At 68.8% G+C, this 17,248-nt stretch carries 18 protein-coding genes; 5 read left to right on the forward strand and 13 right to left on the reverse strand.

Annotated features, from left to right (window positions below):
* Nucleotides 1-5: 5 nt before the first annotated feature.
* Complete coding sequence (locus GV790_RS27955) at nt 6-686, reverse strand: LysR family transcriptional regulator (protein ID WP_309139043.1); 681 nt, start codon at nt 684-686, stop codon at nt 6-8.
* Between the two features lie 189 nt (nt 687-875).
* Here GV790_RS27955 and GV790_RS27960 point away from each other — a divergent pair, with 189 nt between their 5' ends.
* Nucleotides 876-1,181 (forward strand): DUF1330 domain-containing protein, encoded by a 306-nt coding sequence (locus GV790_RS27960; RefSeq protein WP_163817691.1) that lies wholly within the window; start codon nt 876-878, stop codon nt 1,179-1,181.
* Between the two features lie 128 nt (nt 1,182-1,309).
* On the opposite strand, the gene GV790_RS27965 is transcribed toward GV790_RS27960, so the two are convergent.
* The 6 genes from GV790_RS27965 to GV790_RS27990 form a co-directional block, all read right to left on the reverse strand.
* On the reverse strand, nt 1,310-2,041 hold the full coding sequence (locus GV790_RS27965; RefSeq protein WP_163817693.1) for a dienelactone hydrolase family protein: 732 nt from the start codon (nt 2,039-2,041) through the stop codon (nt 1,310-1,312).
* Nucleotides 2,042-2,433: 392 nt separating this feature from the next.
* Nucleotides 2,434-2,880 (reverse strand): hypothetical protein, encoded by a 447-nt coding sequence (locus GV790_RS27970; RefSeq protein WP_163817696.1) that lies wholly within the window; start codon nt 2,878-2,880, stop codon nt 2,434-2,436.
* Between the two features lie 268 nt (nt 2,881-3,148).
* Entirely contained in the window at nt 3,149-4,369 is a 1,221-nt protein-coding gene (locus GV790_RS27975) for an NAD(P)/FAD-dependent oxidoreductase (RefSeq protein ID WP_163817697.1), read from the reverse strand.
* Nucleotides 4,366-4,551, reverse strand: coding sequence for a rubredoxin (locus GV790_RS27980; RefSeq protein ID WP_163817699.1), 186 nt, complete (start codon nt 4,549-4,551; stop codon nt 4,366-4,368). The genes GV790_RS27975 and GV790_RS27980 overlap by 4 nt, the downstream gene beginning before the upstream one ends.
* 1 nt (nt 4,552) lies before the next feature.
* Nucleotides 4,553-4,729, reverse strand: coding sequence for a rubredoxin (locus GV790_RS27985; RefSeq protein ID WP_163817701.1), 177 nt, complete (start codon nt 4,727-4,729; stop codon nt 4,553-4,555).
* On the reverse strand, nt 4,729-5,952 hold the full coding sequence (locus GV790_RS27990) for an alkane 1-monooxygenase (RefSeq protein WP_163817703.1): 1,224 nt from the start codon (nt 5,950-5,952) through the stop codon (nt 4,729-4,731). Before GV790_RS27990 ends, GV790_RS27985 begins: the two co-directional genes overlap by 1 nt.
* Nucleotides 5,953-6,121: 169 nt before the next feature.
* Between GV790_RS27990 and GV790_RS27995 the strand changes: the two genes are divergently transcribed.
* The gene (locus tag GV790_RS27995; protein WP_280212283.1) at nt 6,122-6,748 is read left to right on the forward strand and encodes a TetR family transcriptional regulator; all 627 of its coding nucleotides are present in this window, start codon (nt 6,122-6,124) and stop codon (nt 6,746-6,748) included.
* Nucleotides 6,749-6,914: 166 nt separating this feature from the next.
* Here the strand turns inward: GV790_RS27995 and GV790_RS28000 are convergent, their stop codons facing one another.
* From GV790_RS28000 to sigJ, 5 genes are all read right to left on the reverse strand, one after another.
* Nucleotides 6,915-7,829, reverse strand: coding sequence for an RNA polymerase sigma-70 factor (locus tag GV790_RS28000; RefSeq protein ID WP_163817705.1), 915 nt, complete (start codon nt 7,827-7,829; stop codon nt 6,915-6,917).
* A gap of 100 nt (nt 7,830-7,929) precedes the next feature.
* Nucleotides 7,930-9,120: an NAD(P)/FAD-dependent oxidoreductase gene (locus GV790_RS28005; protein ID WP_163817707.1), complete on the reverse strand. Its 1,191-nt coding sequence runs from the start codon at nt 9,118-9,120 to the stop codon at nt 7,930-7,932.
* Between the two features lie 223 nt (nt 9,121-9,343).
* Nucleotides 9,344-10,282, reverse strand: a complete 939-nt coding sequence (locus GV790_RS28010) for a sigma-70 family RNA polymerase sigma factor (protein ID WP_163817709.1) — start codon at nt 10,280-10,282, stop codon at nt 9,344-9,346.
* Between the two features lie 10 nt (nt 10,283-10,292).
* Nucleotides 10,293-11,483, reverse strand: a complete 1,191-nt coding sequence (locus GV790_RS28015; RefSeq protein WP_163817711.1) for an NAD(P)/FAD-dependent oxidoreductase — start codon at nt 11,481-11,483, stop codon at nt 10,293-10,295.
* Nucleotides 11,484-11,607: 124 nt separating this feature from the next.
* Nucleotides 11,608-12,498: an RNA polymerase sigma factor SigJ gene (gene sigJ / locus GV790_RS28020; protein ID WP_163817713.1), complete on the reverse strand. Its 891-nt coding sequence runs from the start codon at nt 12,496-12,498 to the stop codon at nt 11,608-11,610.
* Between the two features lie 136 nt (nt 12,499-12,634).
* Between sigJ and GV790_RS28025 the strand changes: the two genes are divergently transcribed.
* The 3 genes from GV790_RS28025 (at nt 12,635) to GV790_RS28035 (ending at nt 15,084) form a co-directional block, all read left to right on the forward strand.
* Nucleotides 12,635-13,219, forward strand: a complete 585-nt coding sequence (locus tag GV790_RS28025) for an NADPH-dependent FMN reductase (protein ID WP_163817715.1) — start codon at nt 12,635-12,637, stop codon at nt 13,217-13,219.
* Between the two features lie 10 nt (nt 13,220-13,229).
* Complete coding sequence (locus GV790_RS28030; RefSeq protein WP_163817717.1) at nt 13,230-13,676, forward strand: YybH family protein; 447 nt, start codon at nt 13,230-13,232, stop codon at nt 13,674-13,676.
* A 187-nt stretch (nt 13,677-13,863) separates the two neighbouring features.
* Complete coding sequence (locus GV790_RS28035) at nt 13,864-15,084, forward strand: site-specific integrase (protein ID WP_163817720.1); 1,221 nt, start codon at nt 13,864-13,866, stop codon at nt 15,082-15,084.
* Nucleotides 15,085-15,096: 12 nt separating this feature from the next.
* Here the strand turns inward: GV790_RS28035 and GV790_RS28040 are convergent, their stop codons facing one another.
* Entirely contained in the window at nt 15,097-16,548 is a 1,452-nt protein-coding gene (locus GV790_RS28040) for an amidase (protein ID WP_163817722.1), read from the reverse strand.
* Nucleotides 16,549-17,248 lie beyond the last annotated feature (700 nt).

A 17,248-nucleotide genomic window follows, 5' to 3' on the forward strand; every position in this document is an offset into this window, starting at 1 on the left:
CGTTATCAATCGGCAGGGGTGTGGAATCGGGGGTGGGGCCGGATGTCTCGGAACAGTGCGGCCAGCTGGTCGTGGATCACGGGGTTGGCCGCGCGGTCCGGGAGGCGCAGCGGATACGCGGCCGCGTCGGAGATCTCGATCTCCGGGCATCCGGCCAGCGGATGGTGCTGGGCCAGCTGGACCCCGACGCGCATCCGCCGCAGCAGAAACCGGCGCACGCCGCGGCCCGGCTGTTCACCGCGGGTGATCCCGGCATCGAGATGGCCGTCGGCGACCGCGGGCGTGATGTCCGGCGTCGCCATCGGGACCGCGGCGACCTCGAGCCCACTGTTGCCGCGAATCAGCCTGTCCACCAGGGCCGGTACCGTCTCGGCGCCAGTGGACAAGCTGTATCCGATGCGCAGCGTGCCGAGTTCACCGGCCGCGGCGCTGCGGGCGGTGTCCCAGGCCCGGTCCAGTGCCGCCAGCGCGGGCGGCGCCGACTCGGCCAGAGCCGTACCGGCCGCGGTCAAGACGACGCTGCGGGTGTTGCGCACCAGCAGAGCGGTACCGAGTTCCTTCTCCAATCGGCGGATCCGGGCGCTGAGTGCGGGCTGTGCGATGCCGATCCGGGTGGCCGCGCGGGTGAAGTTCAACTCCTGCGCCAGTACCAGGAAGTACCGCAGGCTCACCGTGTCCGGCGCCACGAGCCCTCCCCTGCCGATTGATAACGATCCGTTCTGAGCCTATCCCGGATCGGTCTTTCCCTCGACCGCATATCGACCCCTAACCTGCGGATATGACGATTCAACCGACCGCAGCACCCGTCGCCGGGATCGGCCGATCCGACTGTCGATTCCAAGCCGGACGTGTCCGGCCCGGCACAGGGGGTTTCCATGGCTAAGGGCTACTGGGTCAGTGTCTACCCCGCCATGTCCGACCCTGCGCGGCTGGCTGCCTACGACGAGCTGGCCGGTCCCGCTGTTCAGGCCGGGGGTGGGCGTGTCCTGTCGCTGATTCCGTCCCGTGGCGGGCGAGTCACCGCATACGAGGCCGGCCTCGCGCAGCGTGTCGTCCTGATCGAGTTCGACAGTTTCGACCAGGCCGTCGCGGCATACGAGAGTGAGGCATACCAGAAGGCGCTGGTGGCCCTGCCCGACGGCGTCGAGCGCGACTTCCGCATCGTCGAAGGCATCGACTGACTGCGCTCCGGCCGGACCGTCACCGAGGCTCGACTTGCCTGCCGCTGCCGACTGTCGCCAGCGGCAGGCAAGCTGGTAACCGCGGCGATCGCCGCAGTGCTATCGGTTTCCGGACCGACGCCCCGGTCTCACCTCAGGTGCCGGGTGAAGAAGCGGTTCGCCTCCTCCTGGGCGTATGCCGGCACGCCGGTGTGTCCGCCCATGTTGGCGTGCAGCGTCTTCTCCGTGGAGCCGAAGGCGTCGAACAGGTCCAGCGCCATCTGCCGGTCATTGCCCTCGTCGTCCCATTGCAGCAGGACGTGCAGTGGGATGGTGACCTTCGGTGCCTCGGCGAAGATGGCGCGCGGCACGTAACTGCCGGCGAAGAGCACGGCGGCCGTGATCCGTGGCTCGACGACAGCCAGCCGGGTGCCGAGGGAGATCACCCCGCCGGAATACCCGACCGGGCCGCCGATCTCGGGCAGCGCCAGGAGACTGTCGAGCGCGGCGCGCCATTCCGGGGTGGCCTGTTCGACCAGCGGGAGGACGAGCCGCTCGACGATGTCGTCGCTGACCGGCTCGCCGGCCTGTACTGCCCGGCGAAGGTCGGCGCGGGCCTGGTCGGCGTCCACCGATCGGGGCCGGTCACCGCTCCAGGGCAGCTCGATGGTGGCGGCGGCACAGCCGTCGGCCACGGCGTGCCGGGCCCGGGCCAGCAGCCGCGGGTACATCGCCGGCAGTCCGCCCGGATGGCCGAGCAGGATCAGCGGGGCCGACGCGGAGGTGGCCGCCGGCGTCCACAGGAGGCCGGGGATCTCATCGAGGGTGAAGGTGCGCTCGATGATGTCGTCGTCGAGACGCTGTTCGGAAAGAAATTGCACGATGGTGCCTTTCGGGAGTGCTCACGAACGGCGCTCCCGGACGACCTATCGCCCGACCGTGACCCCTGAGGGGAGCACCCATGTCGATACTGCGTTCACGGATACCACCTCCTCGTCCTTTGGCACGGTCCCTGCGACGGTAGCAGTGGAGTCGGTTGCCGGCCAACGGATTTTTCGCGGTGGTTTGGGGAGCCGACCGGGACCGCACATCCGTCCCCATCGACCGGTCTCCCCGTGGCCGGCATCTGTGGCCGGAGCACAGTGCAGCTCCGAACGCGGCGGCGAACTCCTCGGGCTTCGAGCCCTACCTGATGCTCTCACCTGCTACCGGGCACCCGCGCTGTGAGCGGCCATGGACAGCAGTGCCAGGGCGTCGTGTTCGGTTGTGCCGGCTACATGCCGCGTGCATAGCGCACGGACTCGATCACCGTCTTCATGTCCAGTTCCAGGCCCGGTGCGTTGTCGACGATCTCACGGATCTCGAGCACGGCGTCGTCGACGGTGCTGCGCCGGGCCGAGGTGATCAGTTCGCTGCGCACGTAGGCACTCAGCGGCATGCCTGCTGCCGCGGCGCGCGCGTTGAATACGCTCCAAGCCTCAGCGGGTAGGTCGTAGATGTTGATCAAGGCCAGGGCGCCCGCGTCGAGCTCGGCGGCGGGGTGTCCCGGCCGCTCGTCGGCAAGGAACTGCACGACCGCGTCGATGGGTACCCGCCGGCCCGCCAGTGCCGTCAGCTCTCGGCGCACATACTGGCGCACCGGTAGCCCGGCCGCGCGAGCACGTCGCCGCAAGACGTCGGACGTGGCGGTGGGCAGGTCCTCGATATCGATCAACGTCATGCAGGCACGGTACTGCTCAGCCGTTTCCGAACACCAGCGGCAGCACTGGAACCACGTGGCCAGACGGCAGCCTCGCGCACCCGCCGAACAGCACCGCCCAGTGGGACGCCCACTTCATCCCCCGAAAGCATCCTCCTGACGGCGCTCGGCAGAGATCAGTGGGGCGAGCTCCACGCCCAGCCCGCGATCGCCGCGCGCCACGCTCGCGCCGAGCGCCGCCGCTGACCGGCCAGATACCAGTCGAAGGCGGTGACGCTCACGCACGGGATCACCGCACCGAAACCGATTCGGTGTCGCGGACAGCTGATTCGAGCGGCCCCTGCGCGCAGGCTTCGGGGTCGAGGGAGGCGCCGCGCGCGATCAGGGTGCGGGCGGCACGGATATCGGCCGGGCAGCCGGCACCCGCCGCGCCGACGAGTCTGCCTGCGCGCAAGGCCAGCACCGCGGGTGTCGCGCTGCCCGCGCCGCGAGCCACGAGTTCGTCACCGGGCCGGATACGGCCTGCGAACTGCAGGTTCACCCCGTACTGGGTGGACCAGCCCCACGGGACCTCGGCGACACCCGGCGCCGCGCCGAGCATCGACCGCGCCGCCGCCACTCCTTGGGCCTGGGCACTGTTCCAATGCTCGCTGCGTTCGTAGCCGCCGATCTCGGGGGTGTAGCGGTTGGCGACGTCGCCCGCGGCGTAGATGCCGGGCACCGATGTCCGGTAGTGCTGGTCGACGCGAATCCCGTTGTCGATCTGCACTGCCGCGGTCTCGGCGAGGGTGGTGTCGGGCACCGACCCGATGGCCACCAGCACGGCCGCCGCATTCCAGCTGCGGCCGTCGGCGGTCGCGGTGACCCGGCCGTCGTGGTAGGTGAGCTCGTCGAGGATGACGTCGTTGTGGATGGCGACGCCGTGGTCGGCGTGGATCTGCTGCATGTGCGCGCCCAGCAGCGGCGGTACGACCCGCTCGAGCGGAGCCGACGCCGCGTGCACGACGGTCACTGCGGCGCCGAGACCGCGCGCGGTGGCGGCGACTTCACAGCCGATCAGCCCGGCACCGACGACCAGCAGCGAACCGCCGTCGAACACCAGCGCCCGCAACAGCTGCGCATCGGCGATCGAACGCATCGTCAACGCCGACGGATGCTGACCGGGCAATGTGCGTGCCCTCGCCCCGGTCGCCAGCAACAGGCTGTCGTAGCTGACGATCCCGCCGTCGCCCAACCGGAGTCGCATCTGCTCGGGTTCGATCTGCTCGACCCAGGTTCCGGTGCGCATCTCGACCTCGGCCGCACGCCACGCCTCGGGCGAATCGATCAGTAGCCGTGCCTGGTCGACGGTGCCGGCGAGCGCCTCCTTCGACACCGCGGGCCGCCGATACGGCGGTATCGATTCCGCGCCGAGTACCACGATCTGGCCGGTGTAGCCTTCCCGGCGCAAGGTCCGCGCGGCGCTGGCGCCGGCGATCCCGGCGCCGACGATGACGATGCGGCCTCTCATGCGCGGCTGACCTCGACCATGTCGAAATCGGCTTTGGCGGCGCCGCAATCCGGGCACGACCAGTCGTCGGGGATGTCGTCCCAGCGGGTGCCGGGCGGGATGCCGTCTTCGGGCCAGCCCAGTGCCTCGTCGTATTCGAAACCGCATTGCACGCAACGGAACAGCGTGTAGTCGGTGGTCATGTCAGGCTCCTGTGGTGGATACGGGCTCGAAATCGGGCTTGTCGCGCACCCCGCAGTCGGGGCAGCACCAGTCGTCGGGGATCGCCGGCCATGTGGTGCCGGCCGGGAAGCCTTCGCGGGGCGCGCCGGCCGATTCGTCGTAGCGGTAGTCGCATACCGGGCAGCTGTAGACGGCCATCACGCCACCCCGTAGCGGGCCAGCACCCGGTCCCGCTTGGCGGGATGGATGTTCACGCGGGTGATGTCGCCGTCGTAGTGATCGAGCACGCGGTGGTCCATCACCGTGCGCCACAGCGGCGGGAAGTAGGCCAGTGAGATCATGCTGGCGTAACCGCTGGGCAGGTTCGGCGCACCGTCCATGCTGCGCAGGATCTGATAGCGCCGAGTCGGATTCGCGTGGTGATCGCTGTGACGCTGGAGGTGGTACAGGAAGATGTTGGTGACGATGTGGTCGGAGTTCCAGCTGTGTTCCGGCGTGCACCGCTCATACCGGCCGGCCGGGGTGCGCTGACGCAGCAGCCCGTAATGCTCGAGATAGTTCACCGTCTCCAGCAGCGAGAACCCGTAGACCGCTTGGATCACCAGGAACGGCAGCACCGCTGGCCCGAACACGATGGCCAAGCCGGTCCACAGCACCACCGTCATCAACCATGCGTTGAGCACGTCGTTGCGAAGGGTCCACGGCCCCTTGCCCGTTCGCCGCAGCCGGGTGCGTTCCAGCTCCCACGCCGAGCGCAGGCTCCCCCACACGCTACGCGGCAGGAACGCCCAGAACGATTCGCCGAACCGGGAGCTGGCCGGATCCTCCGGCGTGGCCACGCGCACATGGTGGCCGCGATTGTGCTCGATATAGAAGTGGCCGTAGCCGGTTTGGGCGAGGGTGATCTTCGACAGCCACCGCTCCAGTTCGTCCTTCTTGTGGCCGAGTTCGTGTGCGGTGTTGATGCCGACACCGCCCATCACGCCGATGCTCAACGCGACGCCGATCTTCGACCACAGGCCGAGTCCGCCGTCGATGCCGAGCCAGGACAGATCCGTCGCCGTCCACAGGTAGGCCGCGAACACCAGGCTGGCCAGCTGGAACGGGATGTAGGCGTAGACGCAGTAGCGGTAGTAGCGGTCGTGTTCGAGTTGCTCGATCACCTCGTCGGGCGGATTCTGCCCGTCCGGACCGAAGAACCGATCCAGGATCGGCAGCAGCACATACAGCAGCAGCGGTCCGATCCACCACCACACCGGCGCCACCTGCTGCCAGCCGAGCCGGTTGAACGCCCACACCAGCGCGGCCGCCAGCCCCAGCGCCGTCGGGGGGATCAGCCCGAACAACCACAGATAGCGCTTGCGGTCACGCCACGGCGGGGCGCTCGCTTCGGCGCGCTCCCCCAGCTGTGAGCTCGTCATCGTCGTTCTCCTCGGATCGGTGGGCCGGCCCGCACGGTCGCTGCTGCCCTCATCGGCGTCGGTAGCGGCCGGACCGTTTACACTTTCAGGTGATGTGTACTCATTAGAAACACATGACTGCGGATTGTCAACGAGTGAACGAAATCGTCTTTGATGTACGATGGCTGTCGTGGCTGAAGCGCCGAACTTTCACAGCGAGATGCGTCAACTGCTGCGCGCCCGCGTCATCGACACCGCCCGCCAACTCGTCTGCACCGAAGGCTGGGGCGCGGTCAACATGTCGCGGGTGGCCAAAGAAGTGGGCGTGAGCAGGCCCGTGCTCTACAAGGAAATCGGCACCAAACAAGACCTCGCCGACGCCGTCATCAGCAACGAACTCGACACCTTCCTCGCGGGCATCACCGAAACCATCGCCACCCACCCCGACGACGTCCTGGCCGCGCTCACCGCCGCGGTCGACTTCACTCTCCGCACCGCCGCCGAGAACACCCTGCTCAAAGCCGTACTGGCCGGCCGCACCAGCGCCGACACCAGCTTGCTGCCCACGCTGATGACCGAACCCGAGCCCGTCCTCGGGCGCGCTGCCACCGCCCTCACCATCGTGATACGCACCCAGTACGGGTTGCCCGCATTCGCCGATGACGAACTCGGCAGCAGAGTCGAAACCGTCGTCCGACTGGCCCTGAGCCACCTGTTCCAGCCCACCATCCCGATCGAGCGCGCTGTCGGCCAGATCGCCCTGGTCATCGATGCGATCTTCGGGCCGGCCGCCCGCGAGGCCACACCCGCTCGCTGACAGACCACCGCGCATTCCCGCCTGCGAACACCGAGCGGATGTGCGGGACATGCCCCAGAACGGAGCACCCCTACGAGCTGCCCGCTCCGATGCGTTCGCTGTACCCGTCGCCTCGACTACTTGCTGCCGATTCCGACGCCCCCGGAACGGACCCCATACGGCCCGGTCAACGCAAGGTCAGCGGGGTCGCGGAATCGAGGTGGGTGAGTTTCTGCGGGTTGCGCACGTAGTAGAGGCCGGTGATGTGGCTGTCCTCCACATGGGTCACGATGACGCCGTCGAATTCGCCATCGACAAACAGTGCCAGCGCCGGCCCGGCATTCACCACCGTCGCTTCCACGCTGAGCGCCACATCGTGTTTGGTCAGGCCGCCGACGATGAACCTGGCCACCTTGTCCGCTCCGACGACCGGACGCGGCGAGGCCTGCTTGATGCCACCGCCGTCGCTGATGGCCACCACATCGGGCGCCAGCACATCCAGCAGACCTTGCAGGTCGCGTGTCTCGAGCGCCTGCTGGAACGCCTCGACCGCGGCCTGCGCCTGATCCGGAGTGACGGTGCGCCGGGGCCGCCGTGCCTCCACGTGACGGCGCGCGCGGTGCGCGATCTGATGCACCGCGGCGGGGGTCTTGTCGACCGCGGCGGCGATGTCGTCGTAGCCGAACCCGAATGCCTCGCGCAGCACGAACACCGCGCGTTCGGTGGGCGTCAAGGTCTCGAGCACCAGCATCAACGCCATCGACACACTGTCGGCGAGTTCGCCGTCGGCGGCGGCCTCGGGCGCCGTCAGCACCGGCTCCGGCAGCCACGAACCGACGTAGGACTCCCTGCGCCGCTTCAGTGAACGCAGCCGGTTGAGCGCTTGCCGGGTGGTGATCCGCACCAGGTAGGCACGTTCATCGCTGACCTGCGTCAGGTCGACCTTCACCCACCGCAACCAGGTTTCCTGCAGCACGTCCTCGGCGTCGGCGGCCGAACCGAGCATCTCGTAGGCGACGGTGAACAACAGATTACGGTGCCGGACGAACGTCTGCGTCGCGTCGACGGTGGTGTGGTCGTCGGCTGTACCCGGTGTGCTCATGAGGGTTCTCTTCCTGTGTTGCCGTTGCCTTCTCGCCGACCGCCACCGGTGTGTGGCGGCGCCTGACGGCCGCCTTGCCACACACCGGCGCTTCCGGATCTCAGGCAATGGCTGCCGGCGCATCGGTTGGCAAGGTCTGCAACAGCTTCGGACGATGCTTGCCGTCGCTGGGCCAGTGATGCGCGCCGGGCTTGCGGGCCTCGGTGACCAGATGTTTGACGCTGGCCTGGCAGGAGAACTCTTTGAGCGCCTTGCCCACCGGGCCCGAGAAGTACAGCCGCATCGCCGTATCGTCCTTGTGGCCGAGCTGGAAGATGCCGGCGCGGCGGCCGAAACTGATGCACATCGCGGGGAACGCCAAGTCGACCGGCTCCGGTGCCGCACCCGCGATCCGCCGCAGCACGGTGTCGGCCGCATGCGCCCCCAGGCAGCCGGCGGCGTAGGCGCTCATCCGGAACGGCAGACCCGAGGGCGCCGAAGAGTCGCCGGCCGCCACGATCCGCTCGTCGTCGACGCTGGTCAACGTCTCGTCGGTGAGCAGACGCCCGTCGCTGTCGGTGCGCAGCCCGCTGCGCTCGGCCAGATCCGGCACACCGAAGCCGACGGCCCAGATGGTGACCCGGCTCGGCACCGTCCGCCCATCGCGCAACCGCACCGCGTCGGCGTCCACCGCCGTCACCGCGGTCTCGGCACCCTCGAGCACGGCCACGCCCAGCTTCGCGAGGTATTTCCGGGCCGTGCGCCGCGCGCTCGGATGCAGGTAGGGGCCGAGCCGGCCGCCGCACACCAAGGTGACCGAGCGGCCCTGCTCGGCCAGCTCCGCGGCGGTCTCGATGCCGGTCGGGCCACCTCCGACCACGGTCACCGCCGACGTCATCGGGGTATCGAACAGCACCGACCGCAACCGCTGCGCCGCCTCCAAGGTCGCCACCGGGTAAGCGAATTCCGCCACGCCCGGCACCTGTGGTTCCGCACTGCCGCTGCCGACCGCGTAGATCAGGTAGTCGTAGCCGATCGTGGTGTCGTCGGCCAGGTGCACCCGGCGTCGGGCCGCATCGATGTGCGCGACGCTGTTCACCACCAGCCGCACACCGTCGGCCAGGACCTCGGTGTAGTCCACCATCGCATCGTGGGTCCCGCCCACCAACTGATGCAGCCGCAATCGCGGAACGAACACCGAACGCGGATTGATCACGGTCACCGTCACGTCCGCGCGCTGGGTCATCCGGTTGGCCGCCATCACCCCGGCGTATCCGCCGCCGATCACGACGACGTCGATGTTGTTGCTCATGATGTCTCCTTCGCTGTGTGGGACTCGAGCACAAGACACCGCGCGGACCCAGCTTTCTGACACGGTGTGAGTTAGATCACTATCGAGGGTTCGAGCTCAGCGCGGAACAGCCGCGGCTCCCCCGGCGGCGCTTCCCGACCTGCTGCCGTGCACAGACGTCGCGGTCCGCGAAGGCCGACCACCGCACCCCCGACCAGCGCGCACACCACAGATTCGCAGCGCATCACCAGGATTCGCGCACCGGAACCTCATGCGTGCGCCGTTGCCACTGCTCGGCGAGGCGGCCGATGCGCCGCGGGGCGGCGATACCGCGCACGGCGGCGATCTCGCCGTCACGAACCTCCAGCACCGCCACACCGACGACCCGGTCGCCGACAACGAACAGCATCGCCGGACTGCCATTGACCACCGCGGCATGGATCGACGGCGAACCACCGGCCAGACGCCGCTTGGCCGCGGTCGGCCGCAACCCTGCCCGCACCGCCTCGGCGACACGCTCCCGGGTGGTGTAGCGAATCAAGGTCGTGGCCATGCCGCCGGCACCGTCGGAGACGGCGGTCGCATCGGCGGTCAGCAGCGCCACCAGCTGATCGGTGCGCCCCGACGACGCCGCGGCGACGAACGCCTCGACCACCTGCCGCGCCGCGGCGGGATCGACAACGCCGGGCGTGCGCGCCCCGGCGATGCGGCGGCGCCCCCGATGGGCATGCTGCTGGCTCGCCGACTCCGTGATCTCCAGGATCTCGGCGATCTCGGCATGACTGTAGGAAAACGCCTCCCGCAACACATACACCGCCCGCTCGACCGGTGACAGCCGCTCCATCAGCGTCAGCACCGCCAACGACACCGATTCGCGCTGCTCCACCGTGTCGGCCGGGCCGAGCATCGGATCACCGTCGAGCAACGGTTCGGGCATCCAGGCGCCGACCGCGCGCTCATGCCTGACCTTCGCCGAACGCAGCCGATCCAGCGCGAGATTGGTGACGATCTTCGTCAACCACGCCTCGGGCACCTCCACGTAGTCGTGGTCGGCGGCCTGCCACCGCAGAAACGCATCCTGCACCGTGTCCTCGGCGTCGGCGGCGGACCCGAGCAGCCGATAGGCGAGGCAGGCCAGCCGATTCCGGCTGGCCTCGAAACGCGCTACGGCCGCGGTGTCCACGACCACGACCCTAGGCGAGGGTCGCCTCGGCCGAACGCGCACCGGCAGCGGCCACCCGGTGCCGTCGACTCGGCATCCCGAAGGTCGGCCGGCTCACCGCCCAGCCGCTGACCGCCACGATCGTCGACTTGACCAGCACCGCAGGCCACCCACACAAGGCTCCACGCTTCGCGCGGGCGTCGTCGTCGACCAGCTGGAAGATCGCGTCCCTGCGTCCGAGGCTGATGTGGTTGCCGACGTAACTCAACGCCGTCGCCGCGACCTTGCGCCCGGTCAGATCACCGACCACAGCCGCGGCCGCCTGCGACCCGGTGAACCCCGCCGACGCACACGACATCGGCAACGGATGACCGTTCTCCCCGATGACGAACACGCTGTCACCGGCGGCATACACCCCCGGATGCGACACCGACCGCATCTGCCGGTCGACGATGATCTGGCCGTTGGGCTGCACCGCGAGACCGGCCGCGGCCGCGATCGGATGTACCGCGAACCCGGCCGCCCACACCGTCGCATCCGCGGCGAAGACGCTGCCATCGGAGCCGACCACTCCCGACGGTTCGACACGCTCAACGGTTGTGTGCTCATGAAGAGCGATACCGAGCCGGTCGAAGGCGCGCAGCAGGTGATGGCGCGCCTTCGGGCCCAGCCAGCCGCCGACCTCACCGCTGGTGACCAATGCGACCTCGAGACCCGGATGCGCTTCGGCTATCTCGGTGACCGCCTCGATCGCCGTCAGGTTCCCGCCGACCACCAGCAACCGCCCGCGCCCGCCCAGCTCCCCCAGACGGGCCCGCAACCGCAGCGCCGACGCCCGCCCGGCCACATCGAAGGCGAACTCGGCGACACCGGGCACACCGTGATCAGCAGCGGCACTCCCGAGGGTGTACAGCAAGGTGTCGTAGTGGATCCGCTCCACCGCCGCACCGTCGGAAATGGTGACGCTGCGATGATCGACGTCCAGATCGGTCACCCGGGCCGTGCGAACCACAACGCCCGTGCCCGCGAACACCTCGGTCAACGGCCGATGCGGCAGATCGTGCCCGGCCGCCAACTGGTGCAGACGCAGCCGCTCCACGAAATCGGGTTCGGCATTGACGACGGTGATCTCGACATCATCGGAGTGCAGTTTCCGAGCCAGGTATCCCGCGCAGAAGGCTCCGGCGTATCCGGCTCCGAGAACAACGATGCGGTGCTTCATGGATGGCTCCTGTCTGGTTCGTGTGCACCCTGAACGAGACAGCCCCCGATTTCCTGACAACACCCCACAGTGACGTGGGTCACCCGCTACAAACGTGGGCCGCGCCGAAGCACGTCCGGCCGGGTCAGACCGCCGCCCACGGCCGCAGCTTCTCCGGATTACGCATCACCCAGATGCGGGTGATCCGGCCATCGACGATGTCGAAGGCATACACCGAGATGACGGCGTCCCCCTGCACAGCCACCAGACCGGGCTGGCCGTTGACCGTGCGCTCCAGCAAGGTGACCGCGCCCGCGCGAACGGAGATCTCCATCCAGGCGCGCGCGATCTGCTCGCCACCGATGATCGGCTCACGAAAGGCCACGACCCGCCCGCCGCTATCGGCAGTCGCGCTCGCCTGCGGATCCAGCAACCCGATCAACGCCTCGATATCGCCCCGCTCCCAAGCACGCTTGAAATCCCTGACGACCTCCGCCCGCTCGGTGCTCGACGGACGCGGCGAGGTATCGATGCGGCGGCGGGCACTGCACGCGAGCTGACGGCACGCCGCGGGCGAACGCCCAACCACCTCCGCCACCTCGGCAAACGAATAACGAAACACATCGTGCAGCACGAACGCCACCCGCTCGGCCGGCGTCATCGAATCCAGCACGACCAGAAAAGCCATGCTGACCGACTCGTCGAGGGTGACCTGATCGGCAGGATCAGCAGCACCCGCACGATCGCGCCACTCCGACCGCCCCGGCACCGGCTCCGGAATCCACTCACCCACATACCGTTCCCGCCGCGCCCGCGCCGAACCGAGCACATCCAGGCAGATCCGGCCCGCCACCGTCGTCAACCACGCCCCCGGCGCCACCACCTCCGCCCGCTGCCGCTCCGACAGCGCATACCAGCGCGCGAACGTCTCCTGCACCACATCCTCGGCCTCGGCCAACGAACCGAGCAACCGGTACGCGAGATTGATCAGCTGACGGCGCTCGGCGAACACCTCGGGCGGTTGCGGGTCGGTCATCCTCGGCTCCTCCAGGTCTGCGGGTCCCCTCCCACACCGACGAATCAGCACCCCGGTATGTGAGGCGACCTGACATTCCGGGCCGCCGCATCGTCGGGAAGGTCGTCACCATTCCCGCACACCAGGAGATCAGGCAATGACCACCATCGGCATCATTCTCGGCAGCACCCGGCCCAACCGCAACGGCTCCCAGGTCGCGCAGTGGGCACTGGACACCGCAGCCCAACGCAACGACGCCGACTTCGACCTGATCGACCTGCGCGACCACCCACTCCCGCACCTCGACGAGCCGGCACCGCCGATGTTCGGCCCGTCCCCGCACGCACACACCCGCGCCTGGGCCGAACGAATCGCCCCCTTCGACGGCTACCTGATCGTCACCCCCGAATACAACGGCGGCGCGCCGGGAGTGCTGAAAAATGCCATCGACCACCTGAGCGCGGAATGGTCGAACAAAGCGGTCGGATTCGTCTCCTACGGTGTGAGCGGCGGCGCCCGCGCAGTGGTTCAGCTGCGCACGGTCTGCGGCACACTCGGCATGGCCGACGTCGGCTACCAGGTCGCGATCTCGCTGCTCACCGATTTCGCCGACCACACCACCTTCACCCCACGCGAACACCACGCCGACGCCCTGCACAAGACCCTGGACCAGCTCATCGCCTGGAGCACTGCACTCGCGCCGCTACGGGCGTCCGCCGACGCCGCCCTCATCGAGGCCTGAGGAGCCGAACATGGCCACATCCAACGAACTCCACCCCGACCACGCCCAGATCCGCCGGCAGATCGAGACGCTGATCGAAGCACTCGAGGCCAAAGACCTCGAAGCCGTGCGACAGCTCTACACCACCGACATCGTGTCCTTCGACATCGAGCCGCCGCTGCACCATGTGGGAATCGCGGCGAAACTCGACAACTGGGTACGCGCGTTCCAGGTTTTCGAAACCATCATCTACGACATCCGCGACCTCACCCTCACCGTCGGCGGCGATGTGGCCTTCGGCCACGCCTTCGCACGCCTGCGCGGCACCCTCGCCGACGGCACCAGCACGGACGGCATGTGGGTGCGAGCCACCTTCGGAATGCGCAAGATCGACGACACCTGGCTGATCGCGCACGACCAGGTCTCGGTGCCCCTCGACATCGCAGGCGGCCGAGCCGTCACCGATCTCACGCCCTGACACGACCGGGCGGCTGCGCGGCCCGGCCATCACCGGCCGCGCAGCCGCCCGCACCAGCGTTCTGCGCAGTCCCACGAACTTGTCTCCTCGGCCGCGACGGCACAGCTGACCGGCACACCACCGCGCACCGGATAGATTCGGGCAGAACACGAATACGGCGTGCGACGCACCGAACCGAAGGGCAGCGATGACCGAGGACCCGCCCGCTCACCTCCAGCGCGATATCGCCATCCCCGACGCGGTACGCGCCCAGCTGCACCGCGGGGTGCGCAGCGTCCTCGTCGACACCGCCGCGCTGCGCGAAGTACGGCAACGCTTCGCCGACGACCAGGCCGCCACCCTCGGCCGATACCTCGAGGCCTCCCAATCGGCCAACACCGTGCGCGCCTACCGCACCGACTGGATCGCCTGGTCGGCCTGGTGCGCGGCAGAAGGCAGGCAAGCGCTACCCGCCGACGCCCTCGACGTCGCCGTCTACCTCGCCGCCGCGGCCGACGCACGCGACGACCACGGCGAGCCGGTCTTCGCCCCCGCCACCCTGGAACGCAAATCCGCCGCCATCGCCGCCGTGCACGCCGCCAACGGATTACCCTCACCCACCCGCTCGGACGTCGTGCGGCTCACCCTCCGCGGCATCCGCCGCACCCGCCGCGCCCGACCGGTCCGCAAACGCCCGATCCTGCTGCACACCCTCGAACAACTCCTCGACGGACTACCCGAACGCGGCTGGCCCACCGAACCCGCACGCCGCCGCGACTCCCTCGCCCTGCTCATCGGATTCGCCGGCGCACTGCGCCGCAGCGAACTCGCCGGACTCCGCGTCCATGACGTGCACGTCACCCAGGACCACAGCACCGGCGAACCCGTCCTGCTCATTCACCTGCCCAGCACCAAAACCGATCCCACCGGCATCACCGAACAACGCGTCGCCCTCCCCCGCGGCACCCGCCCGCACACCTGCCCCGTCTGCGCCTTCGCCGACTGGATCGCCCTGCTGACCCTGCACAACACCGCCCCCGACCGGCTACCCGAACACCTCACCGCCACACCGCCCCCCGACCCGAAAATCCACCGCTGCCACGGCTTCACCGGCCCGCCGGCAACCCTGCCCGCCGACCAGCCGCTGTTCCCCGCCGTCACCCGCCACGGCGGCATCGGCGCAACCCCGATCTCCGGCCGAGCCATCGCCGAACTCGTCAAACGCTACGCCGCCCGTGCAGGCCTGGACCCCGCCCTGTTCTCCGGCCACTCCCTGCGCGCGGGCTTCGCCACCCAAGCCGCCCTCGGCGGCGCCGCCGACCGCGAGATCATGCGCCAGGGCCGCTGGTCCAACCCCCGCACCGTGCACCGCTACATCCGCACCGCGAACCCCCTCGACGACAACGCCGTCACCAAACTCGGGCTGTAAAAGGTCAGCGCCCTACTCCGGCGCGACGAAACCGCCGATCCGCTGCTCGAGCAACTCGGCCAACCGCAGCGGGGTGCGATCCTCGAACATCGGGCCGATCAGCTGCACCCCCACCGGCAACCCCTCGCGCGAGCGCCCGGCGGGCACCGCGGTAGCGGGCAGACCAGGCATCGTCGCCACACCGGCCCAGACGAGTTGATCCAAGTACGGGTACCGCACCCCGTCGATCTCGATCCGGCGCGCGAACAGATCGGGGTCGTGATCGTGCGGGAACGCGGGAGTCGGCGTAATCGGGCACACCACGGCATCGAACTCGGCGAACAACTGCCGCCAGCCGTGACGGTGGCGTTCCCGGGCAGCGTTCGCCTCCATCCAGTCGCGATGGGTGCACACCGTCGCGCGAAGACGCGTCGCAGCGAGGCTGCGATCGGCTGCGTCCAGTTCGGCGGCGCGTTTCCCCAGCTCCGCGTAGGCGTCGGGCGGGTAGTGGGCGACCGCGCTCGCGAACAGCAATCGCATGTAGACCGTGGCCGATTCGGCCAGATCGGGCAGCAGCACACTGTGCCGCTCCACACGCGCGCCCGCCTCGACCAGTGCGTCGGCCACCCGGCGCACACCCTCCCGTACAGCGGTACCGGTCGGAATGAGCGGATGCTCATCGAGAACCAGCACCCGGAAGTCCGACAGCCGCTCATGGCGCGCGGGCGGCAGCGTCGACTCGTACGCGACACCGGACGTCAGCGGGTCCGGTCCGGCCATCACGTCCAGCAGCAGTGTGAGGTCGCGAGCCGTGCGGGCCATCGGACCTACGACAGCCAGGTCGGCTTCGACCGGCAAGGCCGGCACCCGCGGCGGGACCATACCGCGCATCGACGCGAGCCCGAGTGTCGGCTTGTGTGCGTAGACGCCACAGAAATGGGCCGGCGTCCGCAGCGAACCGGCGATATCCGAACCGATCGACAGCGCACCGAACCCGCAGGCCAGCGCCGCCGCCGACCCACCGGAGGACCCGCCCGCCGTACGAGCGTGATCCCACGGGTTGCTGGTCGTGCCATAGATCTCGTTGAAGCTCTGCACATCTCGCAGCGCCAACGGCACATTCGTCTTACCCACCACCACCGCACCCGCCGCCTTCAGTCGCGCTACCTGCACCGCGTCCTCGAACGGCACATACGTCCGTTCCAGCGGCATGCCCCAGGTCGTGGGCAGCCCCGCGACGTTGTAGGACTCCTTGACCGTCACCGGAATACCGAGCAGCGGACGATCCACTCCGCGCGCCCGTGCCCTATCGGCAGCCCGCGCCGCCGCCCGCGCACGATCGAAGTCCGGCACACAGATCGCGTTGATGGTCGTATCGTCGCGCTCGATACGGGCGATCGCCGCGTCGGTCAACTCCACCGAGGTGACGTCACCGGCATGCATCGCGGCCGAAAGCTCCTCGGCCGATCGAAAATTCCACTCCATGCCGCCGACGCTAGAAGCAGGCCGAAGAGGGCACGAAATGCCAGTTCACACAACCACAACGAATGAGCCGGCCGGTCGGCTGCCGAACTCACCCGCGTTCCGCCAGTTCACGGCCACGCGATCGGACGAACCCGCCCGCACAAGCCATCGCGTACCCACTCCGCGCAATAAGGCAAATGTCTCACCCTCGCCTCAGCACAGACCCATCGCGAACACGCACGGATTCCAGATGGGGCAACAATTGTCACGGCCGATTGCACCAGAAGCAATTGACGCAGGTCGGGGCCGACGCGCCCACAGCGAGCTCCGTATCAAACGGGCCGCAGTACACCCCGGCCGTCAGCGCGAATACCGCTCACGCAAGGCGACTCGGCACACATTCACGCCACTGATTCGGCGCGGCGACCGCCAATCGAGTCCGGCGGCAACCCGCCCGACGACCACCCCTGTCCGGAATCGCCTATCCCCCACCCTCGCTCACCGTCGACCCCCTCCTGTCTATGCGTGTTTTGGTCTTGACGGGTGATTGGAGTGAGGTAAGCGAGATGGGCTTACATGCGTAGATGCGCATATCTACGTAGCGTAATTAAATGCATCTGGGTCGAGCACGCCGGCGAGGTGGTGCTGGCACGGGACGCGCGGCCGCAACGCGATCCCGGCCTGATCCTGCGGGTGGCCGCGGCCTCGGCGCAGACCGGGC

Origin of the sequence: Nocardia cyriacigeorgica, from assembly GCF_010858045.1 — a bacterium.
Taxonomy (GTDB): Bacteria; Actinomycetota; Actinomycetes; order Mycobacteriales; family Mycobacteriaceae; genus Nocardia; species Nocardia cyriacigeorgica_E.

Bases quoted from the DNA above. Each gene is read 5' to 3' on its own strand.
- GV790_RS27960 (WP_163817691.1), top strand. From the start codon at position 876: ATGGCTAAGGGCTACTGGGTCAGTGTCTACCCCGCCATGTCCGACCCT.
- GV790_RS28005 (WP_163817707.1), bottom strand. From the start codon at position 9,120: ATGAGCAACAACATCGACGTCGTCGTGATCGGCGGCGGATACGCCGGG.
- sigJ (WP_163817713.1), bottom strand. From the start codon at position 12,498: ATGACCGACCCGCAACCGCCCGAGGTGTTCGCCGAGCGCCGTCAGCTG.
- GV790_RS27985 (WP_163817701.1), bottom strand. From the start codon at position 4,729: ATGGCCGTCTACAGCTGCCCGGTATGCGACTACCGCTACGACGAATCG.
- GV790_RS28035 (WP_163817720.1), top strand. From the start codon at position 13,864: ATGACCGAGGACCCGCCCGCTCACCTCCAGCGCGATATCGCCATCCCC.
- GV790_RS28000 (WP_163817705.1), bottom strand. From the start codon at position 7,829: ATGAGCACACCGGGTACAGCCGACGACCACACCACCGTCGACGCGACG.
- GV790_RS27970 (WP_163817696.1), bottom strand. From the start codon at position 2,880: ATGACGTTGATCGATATCGAGGACCTGCCCACCGCCACGTCCGACGTC.
- GV790_RS27975 (WP_163817697.1), bottom strand. From the start codon at position 4,369: ATGAGAGGCCGCATCGTCATCGTCGGCGCCGGGATCGCCGGCGCCAGC.
- GV790_RS28025 (WP_163817715.1), top strand. From the start codon at position 12,635: ATGACCACCATCGGCATCATTCTCGGCAGCACCCGGCCCAACCGCAAC.
- GV790_RS28040 (WP_163817722.1), bottom strand. From the start codon at position 16,548: ATGGAGTGGAATTTTCGATCGGCCGAGGAGCTTTCGGCCGCGATGCAT.
- GV790_RS28015 (WP_163817711.1), bottom strand. From the start codon at position 11,483: ATGAAGCACCGCATCGTTGTTCTCGGAGCCGGATACGCCGGAGCCTTC.
- GV790_RS28030 (WP_163817717.1), top strand. From the start codon at position 13,230: ATGGCCACATCCAACGAACTCCACCCCGACCACGCCCAGATCCGCCGG.
- GV790_RS27990 (WP_163817703.1), bottom strand. From the start codon at position 5,952: ATGACGAGCTCACAGCTGGGGGAGCGCGCCGAAGCGAGCGCCCCGCCG.
- GV790_RS27980 (WP_163817699.1), bottom strand. From the start codon at position 4,551: ATGACCACCGACTACACGCTGTTCCGTTGCGTGCAATGCGGTTTCGAA.